The sequence below is a fragment of the Acidocella aluminiidurans genome (assembly GCF_055383125.1).
On sequence record NZ_AP031589.1, the window covers coordinates 229,572 to 244,886 of the forward strand.

Genomic DNA, 15,315 nt, shown 5'->3' on the forward strand with positions numbered 1-15,315 from the left:
CCATGCTTGATACGCTGCGCACCCTCCTCGCCTTCATCGTCGAAATCGGCGTGCTGATTTTCGTGCATGAAATGGGGCATTATCTGGCGGCCCGCAGCCAGGGGGTCACCGTCGAGACCTTCTCTGTCGGGTTCGGCCCGGCGCTGCTGAAATATACCGCGAAAAAATCCGGCACGGTCTGGCAGGTCTCCGCCCTGCCGCTGGGCGGCTATGTGAAGATGCAGGGCTGGGGCGAGGAGCAGACGCGCGGCCCGGCCAAGCCCGGCTCCTTCGCCTCCGCCTCGCTCTCCTCCAAGGCCGTCATCGTCGCCGCGGGGCCGCTCGCCAATCTGCTGCTGGCGGTGGTGATCTATGCCGGCATGTTCATGACCGCCGGGCAGCTCACCACCCAGCCGGTGCTGAGCGATGTGCAGGCGGGGTCGCCGGCGGCGGAGTCGCATCTGCAATCGGGCGACCGGGTGCTGGCGATCGGCGACAACCCGATCGATAATTTCAACCAGCTGCAGCAGATCGTGGTCATGCACCCCGATACCGTGCTGGATTTCACCATCCAGCGCGGCAATGCGCGGCTGATGCTGCCGGTCATGGTCGGCGACATCACCATGAATGGCGACAAGATCGGCCATCTCGGCGTCATCGGCAGCCAATCCACCCTCAAGCGCCTCGCCCCCGGCCCGGCCATCGCCACCGCCTTCAGGGAAACCGGGGCACAGATCGCCGGCTGGTTCCATGGCATGGCGACGCTGATCGTCGATCATCGTGGCTTGCGCGACCTCTCAGGCCCGCTGGGAATCGCGCAGATCTCCGGCCAGGCGGCGGCCTTGGGCCTGCTTCCGGTGATCAGCCTGCTGGCGCTGCTCTCGATCAATCTCGGCCTGGTCAATCTGGTGCCGATTCCGATTCTCGATGGCGGGCATCTGGTGTTCTACGCGGTGGAAGCGCTGATCCGCCGCCCGGTGCCCGAGCAGGCGCGCGAGGCCGGGTTGAAAGTGGGGGTGGCGATCATTCTCTCGCTGGTGCTGCTGGTCACATTTAATGATCTGACCCGGCTCGGCGCGGTCGCCTGGTTCACGCATTTACTTTAGAGCAATATATGTTCCGCGCGGCGCCCCGGCGCCCCCGAAACGCATGAAACTGCTCGTGAAAACAAAGCTTTGCCGGATCATCTCCGGATGCGGGCGGCAAAGTTTAAACAGCGGCGCAGGGCGGTGCCACCTTGCCGGTTGCGTTCACCCGTGCCAAACGCCGCGAGATGGCACGTCCCGGCAGCCCGGGGTTCTAGGTTTGGGAGATTTCGATTGCTAAAGCCGCGCTCCGTTCTTCTGGCGTCCGTCTGCCTGCTGCCGGCCATGCTCGCCGCTTCCAGCCAACAGGCCCAGGCCGCGACCCCCACGCATCATAATAAGCCGGTGGCGCCCGTTCCCACGGGCGGCACCATCGCCGCGATCAACGTCACCGGGAATAAGCGGATCGAGTCCAGCACGATCATCGCTTATATGGTGGCGCAGCCCGGCCAGCCTTTCGACCAGCAGGCCATCAACCAGTCGGTGAAGACGCTCTACGCCACCGGGCTGTTCCAGAGCGTGAACATCACCCGCCAGGGCAGCGACCTGAATGTGGCGGTGGTGGAAAACCCGATCGTCAACCAGGTGCTGTTCTCCGGCGATACCGAGCTGACCGACAAGGTCGCCCAGGCTACCGTCAGCCTGAAGCCGCGCTCGGTTTATACCCCCGCCGCCGCCGAGGCCGACCGCCGCGCCCTGCTCGATGCCTATGCCAAGAAGGGCTATTACAACGCCCAGGTGACGGCCAATATCGTCAAGCTGCCGGATAACCGCGTGAATGTGGTGTTCCAGTGCGATGAGGGTCTCGAGACCAAGATCAGCCGCATTACCTTCGTCGGCAATGAACATTTCTCGCAAGGCACGCTGCGCACGGTGGTCTCCACCCGGCAGAGCGCCTGGTGGCGCTTCCTCTCCAGCTCGGACCAGTACAACCCGCAGCGCGTCGAGTATGACGAATATCTGCTGCACAAATTCTATTTCCATAAGGGCTATGCCGATTTCCAGGTGCTGAGCGCCAATGCCGGCCTCAGCCCCGACCGCAAATCCTTCTACCTGACCTTCACGGTCGATGAGGGCGCGCGTTACCGGATCGGCTCGATCAAGATCGTCTCCGGGATCAAGAACCTGCCCGAGCAGGAATTGCGCGGGCTGGTGCCGCTCTCCAAGGGCGACTGGTTCGATGGCGATGCGCTGCAGGAAGGCATCGACGCGCTGAACAAGCGCGCTCTCAATCTCGGCTATGCCTTCGCCACGGTGAACCCGCAGGTGTCGCTGGACAAAAAGAATCACACGATGGACATCGTCCTGAATGTGGTCAACGGCCCGCGCGTGTGGATCCAGCGTGTCGACATAACCGGCAATACCCGCACCGAGGACAAGGTGATCCGCCGTGAGATGACGGTGGCGGACGGCGATGCCTACAACCAGAGCAAGATCGACGAATCCACCAAGAACATCAAAAATCTCGGCTATTTTAAGGATGAGAAGATCACCACCCAGCCGGGCTCGACGCCGCAGCAGGTGGTGCTGAACACCGCGGTGACCGAGCAGGCCACCGGCCAGTTCTCGCTGGGCGGCGGCTACTCCACCTCGCTGGGGGCGTTGCTGAATACCGGCCTCAGCCAGAACAACTTCCTGGGGACGGGCATCAACGCCTCGATCAACGCCCTGATCGCCCAGCGCGGCACCCAGATCAATCTGGGCATGACCGACCCGTATTTCCTCGACCGCAACCTGATCGCGGGCTGGGATATCTTCCGCACGGTGACGAATTCCTACACCTCCGTCGGGCAGAACTATTCCTATTCGGAAAGCACGATGGGTGCCGATGTGCGCCTGGGCTACCGCTTCAACGATAATGTGCGGCAGACCTTCACCTACACGGTGAGCCAGCGTAACATTTACGACATCCCGACCGGCTCCAACACCAACATCTATATCCAGAACGAAGCCGGCAAATCCTCGCTCTCGCAGCTGAGCCAGACGCTGAGCTTCGATTATCTGGATGACGACCAGAACCCGCATTCGGGCCTGCGCCTGAACATCACCACGGATCTGGCCGGGCTTGGCGGCGATGCGAAATATTTCCGCATCACCCCGGACATCGCCTATTACATCCCGCTTGAGCATATCTTCGGCAACCCGGCCTGGGTGCTGAAATTCTCAGGCTCCGCCGGCTATCTCGCCGATATGCGCGGCTATACCGACAAGATCGAAGACCGCTTCTTCCTTGGCGGCGATAATCTGCGCGGCTTCGCCGATGGCGGCGTCGGCCCCTATGTCGAGCCGGTCTATAACAGCGCTGGCACCCTCACCAGCCAGGGCGGCCAGATCGGCGGCAAATATATGTGGACGCAGTCCACCGAACTGCATTTCCCGCTGCCGATCTCCAAGGATATCGGCATCTCCGGCTTTGCCTTCGTCGATGTCGGCTCGCTGTGGGGCGCCAACACGCTCAACAACGCCACCCTGCTCAACAGCTCCGCCCCGCGCGTCGGCGCCGGTGTCGGTATTTCCTGGAATACGCCGTTCGGCCTGATCAATTTGTCGCTGGCCCAGCCCGTGGTGAAGAAGAAGGGCGATCAGGTTCAGCAATTCCGCGTCTCTTTTGGTACGAGGTTCTAAGTGTCCGCTCTTTCCCGTTACGCGCTCGTTCTGCCGCTGCTGACGCTGGGTGCCGCGCCGGCGGCGCATGCCCAGTCCGCCTCGTCCGGTTCGCCCGGCTTCTTCATGCCGCCCAGCGCCCAGCAGCACAGCGCCGCACCTGCCGCCAAGCCGAAAGCCACCCATAGCGACGCAGCTTCCCCCGCCGCCGCGCAACCGGACCAGACCCAGTACAAGGTGCCGGACCTGCCCGCCCTGCCGCCCGCCCCGCCGCCGCCGACCGCCGTGATCGGCGTGCTCTCGGTGCCGGAAGTGCTGCAGAAATCCACCGCCGCCCAGGCCGTGCAAGCCGAGATCGAGAAGCGCCAGGCCGCCCTCTCGAAGGACGCGCAGGTTGCCCGCGAAAAGATCCAGAGCGAGCAGCAGGCGATCGTCGCCGAGCGCGGCAAGCTGTCTGATGCCGAGCTGGAGAAGAAGGAGCAGGCGCTGCAGAACGAGATCGCCGCGACCCAGACCAAGTTCCAGGAGCGCAACCAGGCCATCCAGAATTCCGGGCAGCAGGCGTTGCAGCAGATCGAGGCAATGCTGGCAGGCATCGTCAAGCAGGAAGCCCAGGCGCATGGCATGAACCTGGTGCTGCATCGCGAGCAGGCGGTGCTGAACGTCGCCGCCTTCGACCTGACCGACGAAACCGCCACCGAGCTGAACAAGCTGCTGCCGAGCGTGAAGGTGCCGCCCAGCGTGGTGACGCCGGGCATGCATGTCGACCAGCCGGGCGACCAGGGCAACGGCAGCCCCTGATCCATGGCAGAGACTGGCAAACCCGGCGATGAGCGGTTCTTCCGCTATGCCGGGCCCCATCCGGTCAGCGCCCTCGCGGCGCTGCTTGGCATTCAGGCGCCCGAAACCGAGCGTCTGATCCGTCGCGTCGCCCCCCTGCAGACCGCGGGGCCAGACGATGTCAGCTTTCTGGATAATCGCCGCTATGCGTCGCTGCTGGCGCAAACCAAGGCCGGCGCCGTCATCCTGCATCCTGATTTCGCGGAGAAGGTGCCGGAAGGCTGCATCGCCTTGGCGGTGCCCGAGCCTTATGTCGGCTGGGCCAAAATCTCGGCTTTGTTTTATCCTTTCCCGCAGGCCGCGGCCGGCATTCACCCCTCGGCGGTGATCGATCCGAGCGCGGAGGTGGATGCCACGGCCGAAATCGGCGCGGGGGCGGTCATCGGCGCGGGCGCGCAGATCGGCGCGGGCAGCTCCATCGGCGCACTGACCCATATCGGCCCTGGCGTCGTGGTGGGGCGCGATTGCCGCATCCATGCGCAGGCAACGGTGAGCCACGCCATTCTCGGCGACCGGGTGGTGATCTATCCCGGCGCGCGCATCGGCCAGGACGGGTTCGGCTTCGCCATCTCCAAAACCGGCTTCACCCCGGTGCCGCAGCTCGGCCGGGTGCTGATCGGCGATGGCGCGGAAATCGGCGCCAACTCCACCATCGATCGCGGCTCCGCCCAGGACACCATCATCGGGCCTGGCGTACATATCGATAATCTGGTGCAGATCGGCCATAACGTGAATATCGGCGCCTTCTCGGTGGTGGTGGCGCAGGCTGGTATCTCCGGCTCCACCCAGATCGGCCAGGGGGTGATGATCGCGGCCCAGGCCGGGCTCACCGGCCATCTGAAAATCGGCGACAAGGCCCGCATCGGCGCGCAATCCGGCGTGATGCAGGACGTGCCGGCCGGCGAGGAAGTGCTCGGCGCGCCCGCCCAGAATGTGAAAAGCTTCTTCCGCGAGGTGATCACCTTGCGCAAACTCGCCCAGTCCGGGCGCAAAGGACCAAAACAGGGATCTGATAAAGAATGACCGACGAGACTGCCCCCGCCCTTCCGCCCGTTGATATCGAGATGATCGATACCAAGCAGATCCTCGGCATGATCCCGCATCGCTACCCGTTCCTGCTGGTCGATCGGCTGGTGGAGATCCGCCGCGACCATTCCGCCGTCGGCATCAAGAATGTCACCGTCAACGAGCCGTTTTTTCAGGGGCATTTCCCCGGCCATCCGGTGATGCCGGGCGTGCTGGTCATCGAGAGCATGGCGCAGACGGCCGCCAGCATGGTCATCGCCACGCTGGGGCCGGATGCGGGGATTCCCATCGTCTATTTCATGTCCATCGACGGCGCGAAATTCCGCAAGCCGGTGACGCCGGGCGACCAGCTGCGCATCACCGTGACCAAGGAGAAGCGCCGGGGCCAGATCTGGCGTTTCGCCTGCGCCGCCCGTGTCGATGGCGCGATGGTAGCTGAGGCCACGATCACCGCGATGATCATGGAGAACGAGACGCCGGCATAATGCCTGCGCCGAGACATAAGCGGTAATTGAAATTGATTGGCCTCGGACGCTTCGCCCCGCTACAGCCCGGGCAGCTTGAAGCGGACAAGACATGCTGGATACGGTAACACCCATGATTCACCCCACCGCCCTCATCGAAGCCGGCGCCAGACTCGCGCCGGATGCGAAAATCGGCCCGTTCTGCACGGTCGGCCGGGATGTGGTGCTGGAAGCGGGGGTGGAGCTGGTCAGCCACGTCGCCATTTCCGGGCGCACCAGGGTGGGGGCGGGGGCGAAGATTTTCCCCTTCTGCACCATCGGGCTGGAGCCGCAGGATCTGAAATATAAGGGCGAGGAGACCGAAACGGTGATCGGCCCGCGCACCCAGATCCGCGAGCATGCCTCCATCCATCGCGGCACCGTCACCGGCTCCGGCATCACCCGCATCGGCGCCGACTGCCTGCTGATGGCCACCGTCCATGTCGCGCATGATTGCGTGCTGGGCGATGGCGTCATCATCTCCAACAATGTCGCACTTGGCGGGCATGTCGAGATCGGCGACCGCGCGGTGATCGGCGGCAATGCGGCTTTGCTGCAATTCACCCGGGTCGGCACCGGCGCCATGGTCGGCGGCCTCACCGGTGTCACCCGCGACGTGATCCCCTATGCCCGCGTCTTTGGCACCCGGGCCGAGCTGCTGGGGCTGAACCTGATCGGGCTGAAGCGGCGCGGGCTGGAGAAGGCGGCGCTGGCCGAGGTCAATAACGCCTATAAATTCCTGTTCTGCGGCCCCGGCGTGTTCGCCGCGCGCGTCGCCCAGGCTGGCGAAACCTACAAGGACAATGAACATGTCCAGCAGATCCTCGCCTTCATCGCCACGCCCTCGAAGCACGGTATCCTGACGAACGTCGCGGGCGAGGAGGAATAAAAGTTTTGGGCGCAGGCGCCCAAGGTTCCGACGCCGCTTTAGCGGCGTTGGAAAGGCGCCGGAGGGGCCGCTTTTTTCAAAAAGCCCCCATACCCCGAAAAACTTTTGCCACATAAGATCGACGCATCTGAAAGGGGGCAGGGGCATGAGTTCACCGCTGGGGATTATCGCGGGCGGCGGGCCGTTGCCGGGGCAGGTGGCGGCGGCGGCGCGGGCGTCCGGGCGAGAGGTCTTCATTGCCGCCCTCGAAGGCTATGCGCTGCCCGAAATCGTGAAACCTTTCCCGCATCACGCCTTCCGGCTCGGCGCCATCGGCGCGATGATCCGCGCCTTCCGTGACCGCGGCTGCCGGGATCTGGTGATGATCGGCCCGGTCAAACGCCCCTCCTTCCTCTCGCTGCGCCCGGATGCCGAAGGGGCGAAACTCCTGGCCCGGATCGGCAAGGCGGCGTTTCTGGGCGATGACGGTCTGCTCGCCGCCATCGTCCGGGTGCTCTCCGAGGAAGGCTTCAACGTGCTCGGCGCGCATGAGATCATCAACGACGCGCTGGCCCCTGACGGGCTGCTCACCGCTTTCGGCCCGGACGCCCAGGCGATGGCCGACATCAAGCGCGGCATCGAGGTGCTGAAACTCATCGGCGCCGCCGATATCGGCCAGGCCTGCGTCGTCCAGCAGGGCATCGTGCTGGCTGTGGAAACCGTGGAGGGCACCGATGCGATGCTCGCCCGCATCCCCCCGTCACGCGCCCTGGCCCGGCCGGGGTGCTGGTGAAAATGGCGAAACCGCAACAGGAGCGCCGCGCCGACCTGCCGACAATCGGGCCGGATACGATAAGCCATGCGTCCCGTGCTGGGCTTAGGGGGGTGGCATTTGAAGCCGGCGGCACCATATTGGCCTCGAAACTGCAACTTATTGAAACAGCGAACAAAGAACATATTTTTTTGTTGGGCGTTTCAACATAAGTTCATGAACGCGAGCGAAGAGGACAGGCGATGAGCGAATTTACGTACCTCCACACCATGTTGCGGGTCGGCGACCTCGAACGAAGCGTAAAATTCTACACCGAGCTGCTGGGCATGAAGGAGCTGCGCCGCAATGAGGTGCCGGATGGCAAATACACCCTCGTTTTCGTCGGTTATGGCGATGAGCGCAGCAATACCGTGCTTGAGCTCACCTATAATTGGGGCGTCGAGACCTACGAACTCGGCTCTGCCTTCGGCCATCTGGCGCTGGGCGTGCCGGATATTTACGCCACCTGCGAAAAACTGCGCGCCGCCGGGGTGAAAATTGCCCGCGAGCCCGGCCCGGTGAAATTCGGCACCACCGTCATCGCCTTCATCGAGGATCCGGACGGTTACAAGATCGAGCTGATCGAGCGGAAGCCGCACTGAGATGTCAGCCCTGGCGACGTGTTTGAGCCGGAGCTTCAATTGGGCCGATAAGGTCATCCCGGATGGCGCCTTCGCGGTGCCGTCCGCCCAGACGTTGATCCGCACCGCCGGGGCCTCACCCACGGCTGATTCCGTCGCCGGGCTGGAGGCGCTGCTTGCCTCCATTCAGGCCGAATCAGAGCTGAGCCTGTTCGGCCGCGTCTCGCTGCGCTGGGATTTCGCCCGGCTGCTGCGCAACGCCCAGACCATCGAGGACGCCCACCGCGCCAATCCGGCGCTCGGCGCCACGCCGGTCAAGGCGCCTCTGTTCATCCTCGGCCTGCCGCGCTCGGGTACCAGCTTCCTGCATGCGCTGATGGCAGAAGACCCTGACAACCAGGTGCCGCGCAACTGGCAGATGATCTATCCCGCGCCGCGCCCGGCCGGCTTCAACCCGGCCGGCGACAAGCGGGTGGTCAGCGTCGATAAGCAGCTGGATCTGTTCAACGGTCTCGCCCCGGGCTTTCGCGACATGCACCCGATCCATGCCGACAGCCCGCAGGAATGCAGCGAGATCACCTCGCATGTCTTCCAGAGCCTGCGCTTCGACAGCACCCATCGCGTGCCCGGTTATTTCGACTGGCTGGAGACCCACGGCCATCGCGATGCCTTTGTGTTTCACAAGAAATTTCTGCAATTCCTGCAAAACGGCAGCGCCGCGCGCTGGGTGCTGAAATGCCCGGACCACACTTTCACGCTGGATGCGATTCTGGATGTGTATCCGGATGCGCGTTTCGTCATTCTGCATCGCGACCCGATCGCCGTGCTGGGGTCGGTGGCGCATCTCACCCAGGTGCTGCGCAAGCCGTTCCTGCGCAATATCGATGCCGGGGAGATCGGCGCCCAGGTGGCGGCGCGCTGGACGCAGGGCGCCAATCTGTTGCTGGAATTCGACCAGCGCGCGGATGTGCCGGCGGCGCGCAAGCTGCACATGCAGTATGAGGAATTCACCGCCGACCCGCTGACGGCGATCGAGCGCATCTACGCGCATTTCGATGAGCCCTTCACCGCGACCGCCCGCGCCGCGATGGATGGCAAGATCAAAGCCAAGCCCCGCGGCGGGTATGGACGCCACGCGCCCTACCGGCTGGAGACCTTCAAGCTCAGCGTGCCGGCCCTGCAGACGGCCTTTCTGCCCTACGTGCAAACCTATTGCCAAGCAGCTCGCTGATCGTCTCCACCAGCAGCGGCGCGGTGACGGCGAGGCTGTAATGCTGTTCCACCCGCCGCCGCGCCGCCATGCCCATCGCGCTGGCGCGGGCAGGGTCGTCGCGTAGCGTCCGCAGGCTTTGCAGCCAGTCCGCGCTGGTGCTGGCGAGAAAGCCGGTTTCGCCCGGCCGGACGACGCGATGATTGGCGCCGATGGCGCTGCCCACCGCCGGCCTTGCCATCGCCATATACTGGATCAGCTTGTAACCGGATTTGCCGTTGGTCCATTCACTGTCCGGCAGCGGCATGATGCCGGCATGGCAGCGCCCGATCAGCTCGGTCTCGCTCTGCGCGCTCCAGGGCAGGCTTTCCACCTCCACCCCGGGCAGGGTGAAGCCCGGTGCGCCGATCACCAGCAGCCGCATCGGCGCCTCCCGCGCCAGCTGGCGCAGCGGCGCGGCGACGAGATCCAGATAGGCAGCGGTCAGCGGTGTGCCGATCCAGCCGATGGTGAACGGGCCGTCCGGAGGAGGAAGCGGCACGTAGCGGGCGGTGTCCACCACGGTCGGCAGCAGCAGAATATGGCGCGCCCCCTCGCTGGCGGCCCAGCGATAGAGCGTTTCGTTGGCGACGATGCACAGGGCCGCGCCGCGCAGCAGCTGCCCGAATTTGTTGCGCAGCACCGCCCGCACCAAAGCCGACGGCGAGGCCGCGTAGCGCAGCGCCCAGGCATCGTCGAAATCCAGAATATAGGGGGTCTGCCCCAACACCCCGCGCTCCAGCCAGAACGGCATCCAGGGCAGCAGCTCCTTCTCGATCCAGAGCAGATCATGCTGGCGGATGGCTTGGGGCAGGGACAAGGCCCGCCAATATCCGGCCAGCGCCGCCCCGCCACGCGCTCGCCCGCCATAGAGCGCCCGCAGATATTCATCATCAAGAAACGAGCTCCGGCTGACGCTCAATCCCGCCTGCACCAGAAGCGGCATATATTGCCCCAGCCTTAGCCGCGAACTGGCACCGAGCGGGCCATAGCGCATGGCGCAGAGCAGCCGTCCGGCGAGGGGGGCTGCCAGCCCGTGCGGCGCGGCCGGCTGGACCGGGCGAAAGGGCAATAAGAGCGGTTCGGACATGTGCCCAGCATAATAAAAACGTTGTCGAAATTAAACTAAAAGTTGCTAAAAGGTGAATCATTACAACCCGTATGGAGGGGGACGTGACTGGTTCGCTATCCTTGCCGCATCGGCTCTGGCGCTGCCTGCCGCAAAAGGCCCGGCGGGACGGGCTGGCCTGGCTCGCCGGCCAAATGGCTCCCTCCTGCGATCCGATCCCGCCCCCTCGCTCGACCGGGCTTGCTGTGGCGGGGGAGATGGAGGCGCCGACAGGGCTGGGCGAGGCGGCGCGGCGTTTCGCCACGGCGGCGGCCGCGCTGGGCTATGGCGGCACGCCGGTCCGGCTGGGCATCGGCCAGGCCCGCAGCGGCCAAGTACCACCAGATGCTGCCCTGCTGCTGGCGGTCAACGCCCCCAGCCTGGCGCCGATGCTGGCCCGTGGCGGTGCGGATTTCCTGCGCGGCCGCCGCGTCATCGGCAGCTGGGTCTGGGAATTGCCGACAATGCCGCCTGCCTGGGCGGCGGGGGTGCGCTATGTGCATGAGATCTGGGCGCCATCCCCCTTCGTGGCGCAGGCGCTGAGCCGGTTGCTGCCTGGCCGGGTGCGGCTGGTGCCTTATCCGCTGGCCTTCTGTCCACCGCCCGCCCCGGCGGCGCCTGAGCCTCTGGAGCTGCCGCCAGAGGCGGTGGTGGTGCTGGTCGTGCTCGCTCTCGGTTCCGGTCTGGAACGCAAAAACCCGCTGGCCGCCATCGCGGCGTTTCGCCAGGCCTTCGGCGTGCGGGCGGACCGTATGCTGATCGTCAAGCTGCAGGGGGCGGCTTCCTTCCCGCGCGAGGCCGCTTTGGTGCAGGCCCAGGCCGGGCCGAATATCCGCATCATCCCGGAGGATTGGCCACGCCCGCGCCTCGCTGGCTTGCTGCGGCGGGCCGATATCGTGCTCAGCCTGCACCGGGCGGAAGGTTTCGGGCTGGTGCTGGCCGAGGCGATGCTGGCGGGCAAGCCGGTGGTGGCCACCGGCTGGTCCGGCAATCTCGCTTTCATGGATGAGGACAGCGCTGGCCTTGTCGCGCATCGCCTGGTGCCGGTCCGCGATGCGGGCGGGCATTATGCGGATCTGCCGGGCGCAATGTGGGCGGAGCCGGAGATCGCGCATGCCGCTGTCTGGCTGCGCCGCCTCGCTGACCATCCGGCGCAGCGCCACCAGCTCGGTCGCCAGGGGCAGATATATGCCAGGGCCTGTCTGGATGGCGCCCCCATGCAGGCGGCGCTGGCGGCGGCCGGAATCCGGCCCTGCGCGATGGGGCTGGACGCGCCATCGCCCAAGGTGTTTGCTGAGATTGCGAACCCGTGAATGGAGTGACGAGGGCAGATGACAGCAGCGCGAATCGGTATCGGCGGCCCGGTGGGCTCAGGCAAAACCGCCCTGATCGAAGCCTTGATCCCGGTGCTGCAGCGACGCGGCGTGAATTTTGCCGTCATCACCAACGATCTCGTCACCGCCGAGGACGCGGAACGGCTGCGCCGCTCCGGGCTGATCGACCCTGAGCGCGTCGGCGCGGTGGAGGCCGGTGCCTGCCCGCATACCGTGATCCGCGAGGACCCGACCCTGAACATGCTGGCCGGCGACCGGATGGAAGCCGCCAATCCCGGTCTGGAACTGATCATCTACGAATCCGGCGGCGATAATCTCGCCTCCACCTTCTCGCTGGATCTGGTCGATTGGTGGATTTTCGTCATCGATGTCGCCGGTGGCGACGATATCCCGCGCAAGCGCGGCCCCGGCGTGCTGCGCTGCGATTTGCTGGTCATCAACAAGACCGACCTGGCCCCGCATGTCGGCGTCGATCTGGAGGCGATGCTGGCAGAGGCGACCACCGCCCGCGCCGGCAAGCCGCTCCTGGCCACCAATGCCCGCAGCGGCGAGGGGATCGAGGCGCTGGCCGATGCCATCACCAAGGCGGTGCTGTTCAGCAAGGCGGCCTGAGCCGAAAGCCTCGGCGTGACGCATCACGTCGATGCCGCATGCGCGCGGATATAACAAAGCCCGGTCAGATCAACAGATCTGACCGGGCTTCTTGATGCAGACGCGGGCCTTTTTTTAAACAGCGACGCGTCTTGCTCCAGGTTTTGTTTTAGCAAGCCATTTCATATGTTTATCTTGACGCTCGCGCGTCGATCTAAACATATATTGCCCTAGCCTTGCGGCAAGGCGAAGATCGCCACCGCGTCGCCGAGCGGATAGGTCATCTGGAAATTCCCGCCCGCGGCCACGGCGATATATTCACGGCCATTGACCTCATAGGCGACAGGCGGCGCGTTGACGCCCGCCCCCAGGTAGAAATGCCACAATTTCTTCCCGGTTTTCGCGTTGAAGGCATCGAACCAGCCATTGCCCTCGCCCATGAAAGCGATGTTGCCAGCGGTGACCAAGGCCCCGCCCATCGTCGGCTGCGGCACGGTCACGTTCCAGGCGATCTTGCCGCTATTCACGTCAATGGCGGTGAAGGTGCCGTTTTGCAGCCCGTGCGGTACATTCTTGAAGGTGCTGCCGAGACGGATCTGGCCCGGTATATCGCCAGCATTATTCTCCGTGGTGAAGGTCATCAGCTGATTCATGCCCATCACATAGATATATTTGGTCAGCGGCGAATAGGCCGGCGGGGCCCAGTCATCGCCGCCATTGGCGCCGGGCAGGCTCTGCACACCCTCCTTTGTCGGTGGCGCGAACATGTTCTTCTGCTCATCGAACGGTTCGGATTTGCGGATCAGCTTGCCGGTTTCACGGTTGACGATATAGAAAAACGCGGTTTTGCCGGCTTGCCCGGCCGCGGGCACCATTTTGCCATGGTCCATCGTATCGAACAGAACGACATTGCTGACGGCGTCGTAATCCCAGACATCATGCGGCACTTCCTGGTAGTACCAGGCCAGTGATCCGTCCTTGATGTGCAGCGCGACGATGGAATCGGTGTAGAGATTATCGCCGGCGCGCTGCGAGCCATCCAGATCCGGATTGGGATTGCCGGTCGAGAAGATCAGCAGGCCGCGCTTGGTGTCGATGGCCGGGGTCGTCCACACCGTGCCGCCGCCGGTTTTCCAGGACTCGCCAGCCCAGCTGGTTTTGTCGTTCGTGGTGTTGAAGCGCCAGGTCTGTTTGCCGGTCGTGGCGTCATAGGAGGCGACGAAACCGCGGATCGGCCATTCGCCGCCGGCACTGCCGATAATGACCTGGCCCTTATAGACGATCGGCGCCATGGTTTCCGAATAGCCGGCCTGGGCATCGGCGACATTCACCTTCCAGACCAGCTCTCCGGTATTGGCGTTGACATCGACCAGGCTGTTATCGAGCGTGAGGAAATAGACATTCCCATTCGCGACGGTGGCGCCGCGATTGACCGGGCCGCAACAGATCTGGTTCAGCCCGTCCGTGTAGGTGTAGGTCCATAGCGTCTCGCCCGTGGCCGCATTCATGGCGATGAGCGCCTGCTTGCTGTTGACCATCGGCGTGGTGATATACATCACACCATTGACGATGATCGGCGTCGTCTCGAAACTGGCGGTATAGCCGGTCTGGGCGATGGCGACCGGAGCGAGTTTCGCGATATTCGTGTCGTTGATCTGTTTCAGCGGCGAAAACCGGTGATTTTCATAACCATCGCCGGAGCCTAGCCAGTTTTGCCCGGTTTTCGCGGCATTCGCGGTCATTTCATCGGTGACGTTGGTGTTCGCCGTCACCGCCGGGCCACTGGCCGCCGCTTTCGCGCCGCCGGTTTCAGCCCCCATATTCTCTGGCGGCTGGCCCGCTTGCGCCGCGCCCAGGCTGAGCAGCAGCGCCGTGCCGGCCATAAGTGAAGCCAGGGTTGCAGATGTCTTTTTGAACCTTGAACCGTTCATTTCAATCTCCCTGATTTTGTTGTGTTGGCTTATTCCTTGATTTTTTGGAATTTTGGGGCCTTGCTTGGACGCCCGAACTATTGGGCCTTGCCAGGGTAAGGCAGCATATTGAGGCAGCTTAACCCGTCATTCGTCATATCCGCCGTTCCCGCCGGGTAATGGTTATAAGAAAGGATATAGGCAAAAATATCCTTGTATTGGGCATCCGTCAGGCTGCCTGGCGCATCCGCCGGCATCTGGGCGGCGATAAATGATTCCAGCTGCGAGGCGGTGATTTTGGTGAATTGCAGATAGGCCAGGAACTTTGGCCCCGCCAGCGCCGGGCCGGAATTGCCGGACATGTCGGCATTATGGCAGGAGGCGCATTTATCGTTATAGAGACTCATGCCAGCCTGCGCCTGCGCCGGTGAATAGATCCCGCCGCTTGGACAGGCGGCTTGGCCCGGCGTGACGGCCGCCAGGGAAAACAGGGTCAGCAGTGCCAACTTGGAGGCAATTTTTTGAAAACTCATTGGTTTGTTCGCAGCTTTGATTTGATTTTTAGGACGCCGCCGCAATCTTCGCGTTTATATTGAGGCTACAATGAATACTGCCCCGGATGCAAGGCATGGTTTCATCCGGGCTGGCCCGGCTTTCGCACAGGCCGGGCGGCTCGCCTGGGCGCCAGGATTTCCCGGCTGGCGGTGGCGCCCGCCTCTCCCCAAGATATGAGCCGTTCGAAATCGCGCAGAGCTTGCCCATGGAGTTGTAGCCGAAGGCCGTGATAGCGTGCCGCGCCGCCGTGACTCCAGGGCCGGCGCGATGA

At 64.0% G+C, this 15,315-nt stretch carries 14 protein-coding genes and 1 pseudogene; 12 read left to right on the top strand and 3 right to left on the bottom strand.

The features are described from left to right. Nucleotides 1-2 precede the first annotated feature (2 nt). From rseP to ACZ46S_RS01195, 9 genes and pseudogenes are all read left to right on the top strand, one after another. Entirely contained in the window at nucleotides 3-1,085 is a 1,083-nt protein-coding gene (gene rseP, locus ACZ46S_RS01155; RefSeq protein ID WP_464063017.1) for an RIP metalloprotease RseP, read from the top strand. Between the two features lie 213 nt (nucleotides 1,086-1,298). Next, entirely contained in the window at nucleotides 1,299-3,689 is a 2,391-nt protein-coding gene (gene bamA, locus ACZ46S_RS01160; RefSeq protein WP_464063018.1) for an outer membrane protein assembly factor BamA, read from the top strand. Continuing rightward, the gene (locus tag ACZ46S_RS01165; RefSeq protein ID WP_295744970.1) at nucleotides 3,690-4,469 is read left to right on the top strand and encodes an OmpH/Skp family outer membrane protein; all 780 of its coding nucleotides are present in this window, start codon (nucleotides 3,690-3,692) and stop codon (nucleotides 4,467-4,469) included. 3 nt (nucleotides 4,470-4,472) lie between these two features. After that, nucleotides 4,473-5,531, top strand: coding sequence for a UDP-3-O-(3-hydroxymyristoyl)glucosamine N-acyltransferase (gene lpxD / locus ACZ46S_RS01170; RefSeq protein WP_464063019.1), 1,059 nt, complete (start codon nucleotides 4,473-4,475; stop codon nucleotides 5,529-5,531). Nucleotides 5,532-5,572: 41 nt separating this feature from the next. Then, nucleotides 5,573-6,019: a 3-hydroxyacyl-ACP dehydratase FabZ gene (gene fabZ / locus ACZ46S_RS01175; RefSeq protein WP_295744986.1), complete on the top strand. Its 447-nt coding sequence runs from the start codon at nucleotides 5,573-5,575 to the stop codon at nucleotides 6,017-6,019. A 112-nt stretch (nucleotides 6,020-6,131) separates the two neighbouring features. Beyond that, the gene (lpxA, locus tag ACZ46S_RS01180; protein WP_464063020.1) at nucleotides 6,132-6,926 is read left to right on the top strand and encodes an acyl-ACP--UDP-N-acetylglucosamine O-acyltransferase; all 795 of its coding nucleotides are present in this window, start codon (nucleotides 6,132-6,134) and stop codon (nucleotides 6,924-6,926) included. Between the two features lie 145 nt (nucleotides 6,927-7,071). After that, nucleotides 7,072-7,889 (top strand): annotated as a pseudogene (locus tag ACZ46S_RS01185) (LpxI family protein). 30 nt (nucleotides 7,890-7,919) lie between these two features. After that, a complete protein-coding gene (gene gloA, locus ACZ46S_RS01190) occupies nucleotides 7,920-8,318 on the top strand; it encodes a lactoylglutathione lyase (protein ID WP_295744961.1) in 399 nt (132 codons plus the stop codon). A 22-nt stretch (nucleotides 8,319-8,340) separates the two neighbouring features. After that, nucleotides 8,341-9,528 carry a sulfotransferase family protein gene (locus ACZ46S_RS01195; protein ID WP_464063021.1) on the top strand — a complete coding sequence of 396 codons (1,188 nt, stop codon included), beginning with the start codon at nucleotides 8,341-8,343 and terminating at the stop codon, nucleotides 9,526-9,528. Here the strand turns inward: ACZ46S_RS01195 and ACZ46S_RS01200 are convergent. Then, nucleotides 9,461-10,636, bottom strand: coding sequence for a glycosyltransferase (locus ACZ46S_RS01200; protein ID WP_464063022.1), 1,176 nt, complete (start codon nucleotides 10,634-10,636; stop codon nucleotides 9,461-9,463). The two genes, ACZ46S_RS01195 and ACZ46S_RS01200, sit on opposite strands and share 68 nt — an antisense overlap. An 83-nt stretch (nucleotides 10,637-10,719) precedes the next feature. Between ACZ46S_RS01200 and ACZ46S_RS01205 the strand changes: the two genes are divergently transcribed. Continuing rightward, nucleotides 10,720-11,967 carry a glycosyltransferase family 4 protein gene (locus ACZ46S_RS01205; RefSeq protein WP_464063023.1) on the top strand — a complete coding sequence of 416 codons (1,248 nt, stop codon included), beginning with the start codon at nucleotides 10,720-10,722 and terminating at the stop codon, nucleotides 11,965-11,967. An 18-nt stretch (nucleotides 11,968-11,985) separates the two neighbouring features. After that, nucleotides 11,986-12,600 carry an urease accessory protein UreG gene (ureG, locus tag ACZ46S_RS01210; RefSeq protein WP_295746250.1) on the top strand — a complete coding sequence of 205 codons (615 nt, stop codon included), beginning with the start codon at nucleotides 11,986-11,988 and terminating at the stop codon, nucleotides 12,598-12,600. A gap of 209 nt (nucleotides 12,601-12,809) precedes the next feature. Here the strand turns inward: ureG and ACZ46S_RS01215 are convergent, their stop codons facing one another. Next, nucleotides 12,810-14,462: an outer membrane protein assembly factor BamB family protein gene (locus ACZ46S_RS01215; protein WP_464063024.1), complete on the bottom strand. Its 1,653-nt coding sequence runs from the start codon at nucleotides 14,460-14,462 to the stop codon at nucleotides 12,810-12,812. Between the two features lie 125 nt (nucleotides 14,463-14,587). Further along, nucleotides 14,588-14,995, bottom strand: coding sequence for a c-type cytochrome (locus ACZ46S_RS01220; protein WP_464063025.1), 408 nt, complete (start codon nucleotides 14,993-14,995; stop codon nucleotides 14,588-14,590). A 122-nt stretch (nucleotides 14,996-15,117) separates the two neighbouring features. Between ACZ46S_RS01220 and ACZ46S_RS01225 the strand changes: the two genes are divergently transcribed. Beyond that, nucleotides 15,118-15,261: a hypothetical protein gene (locus tag ACZ46S_RS01225; protein ID WP_464063026.1), complete on the top strand. Its 144-nt coding sequence runs from the start codon at nucleotides 15,118-15,120 to the stop codon at nucleotides 15,259-15,261. Nucleotides 15,262-15,315 lie beyond the last annotated feature (54 nt).

Bases quoted from the DNA above. Each gene is read 5' to 3' on its own strand.
- ACZ46S_RS01215 (WP_464063024.1), bottom strand. From the start codon at position 14,462: ATGGCCGGCACGGCGCTGCTGCTCAGCCTGGGCGCGGCGCAAGCGGGC.
- rseP (WP_464063017.1), top strand. From the start codon at position 3: ATGCTTGATACGCTGCGCACCCTCCTCGCCTTCATCGTCGAAATCGGC.
- fabZ (WP_295744986.1), top strand. From the start codon at position 5,573: ATGATCGATACCAAGCAGATCCTCGGCATGATCCCGCATCGCTACCCG.
- ACZ46S_RS01225 (WP_464063026.1), top strand. From the start codon at position 15,118: ATGGTTTCATCCGGGCTGGCCCGGCTTTCGCACAGGCCGGGCGGCTCG.
- ACZ46S_RS01200 (WP_464063022.1), bottom strand. From the start codon at position 10,636: ATGTCCGAACCGCTCTTATTGCCCTTTCGCCCGGTCCAGCCGGCCGCG.
- lpxD (WP_464063019.1), top strand. From the start codon at position 4,473: ATGGCAGAGACTGGCAAACCCGGCGATGAGCGGTTCTTCCGCTATGCC.
- gloA (WP_295744961.1), top strand. From the start codon at position 7,920: ATGAGCGAATTTACGTACCTCCACACCATGTTGCGGGTCGGCGACCTC.
- ureG (WP_295746250.1), top strand. From the start codon at position 11,986: ATGACAGCAGCGCGAATCGGTATCGGCGGCCCGGTGGGCTCAGGCAAA.
- lpxA (WP_464063020.1), top strand. From the start codon at position 6,132: ATGATTCACCCCACCGCCCTCATCGAAGCCGGCGCCAGACTCGCGCCG.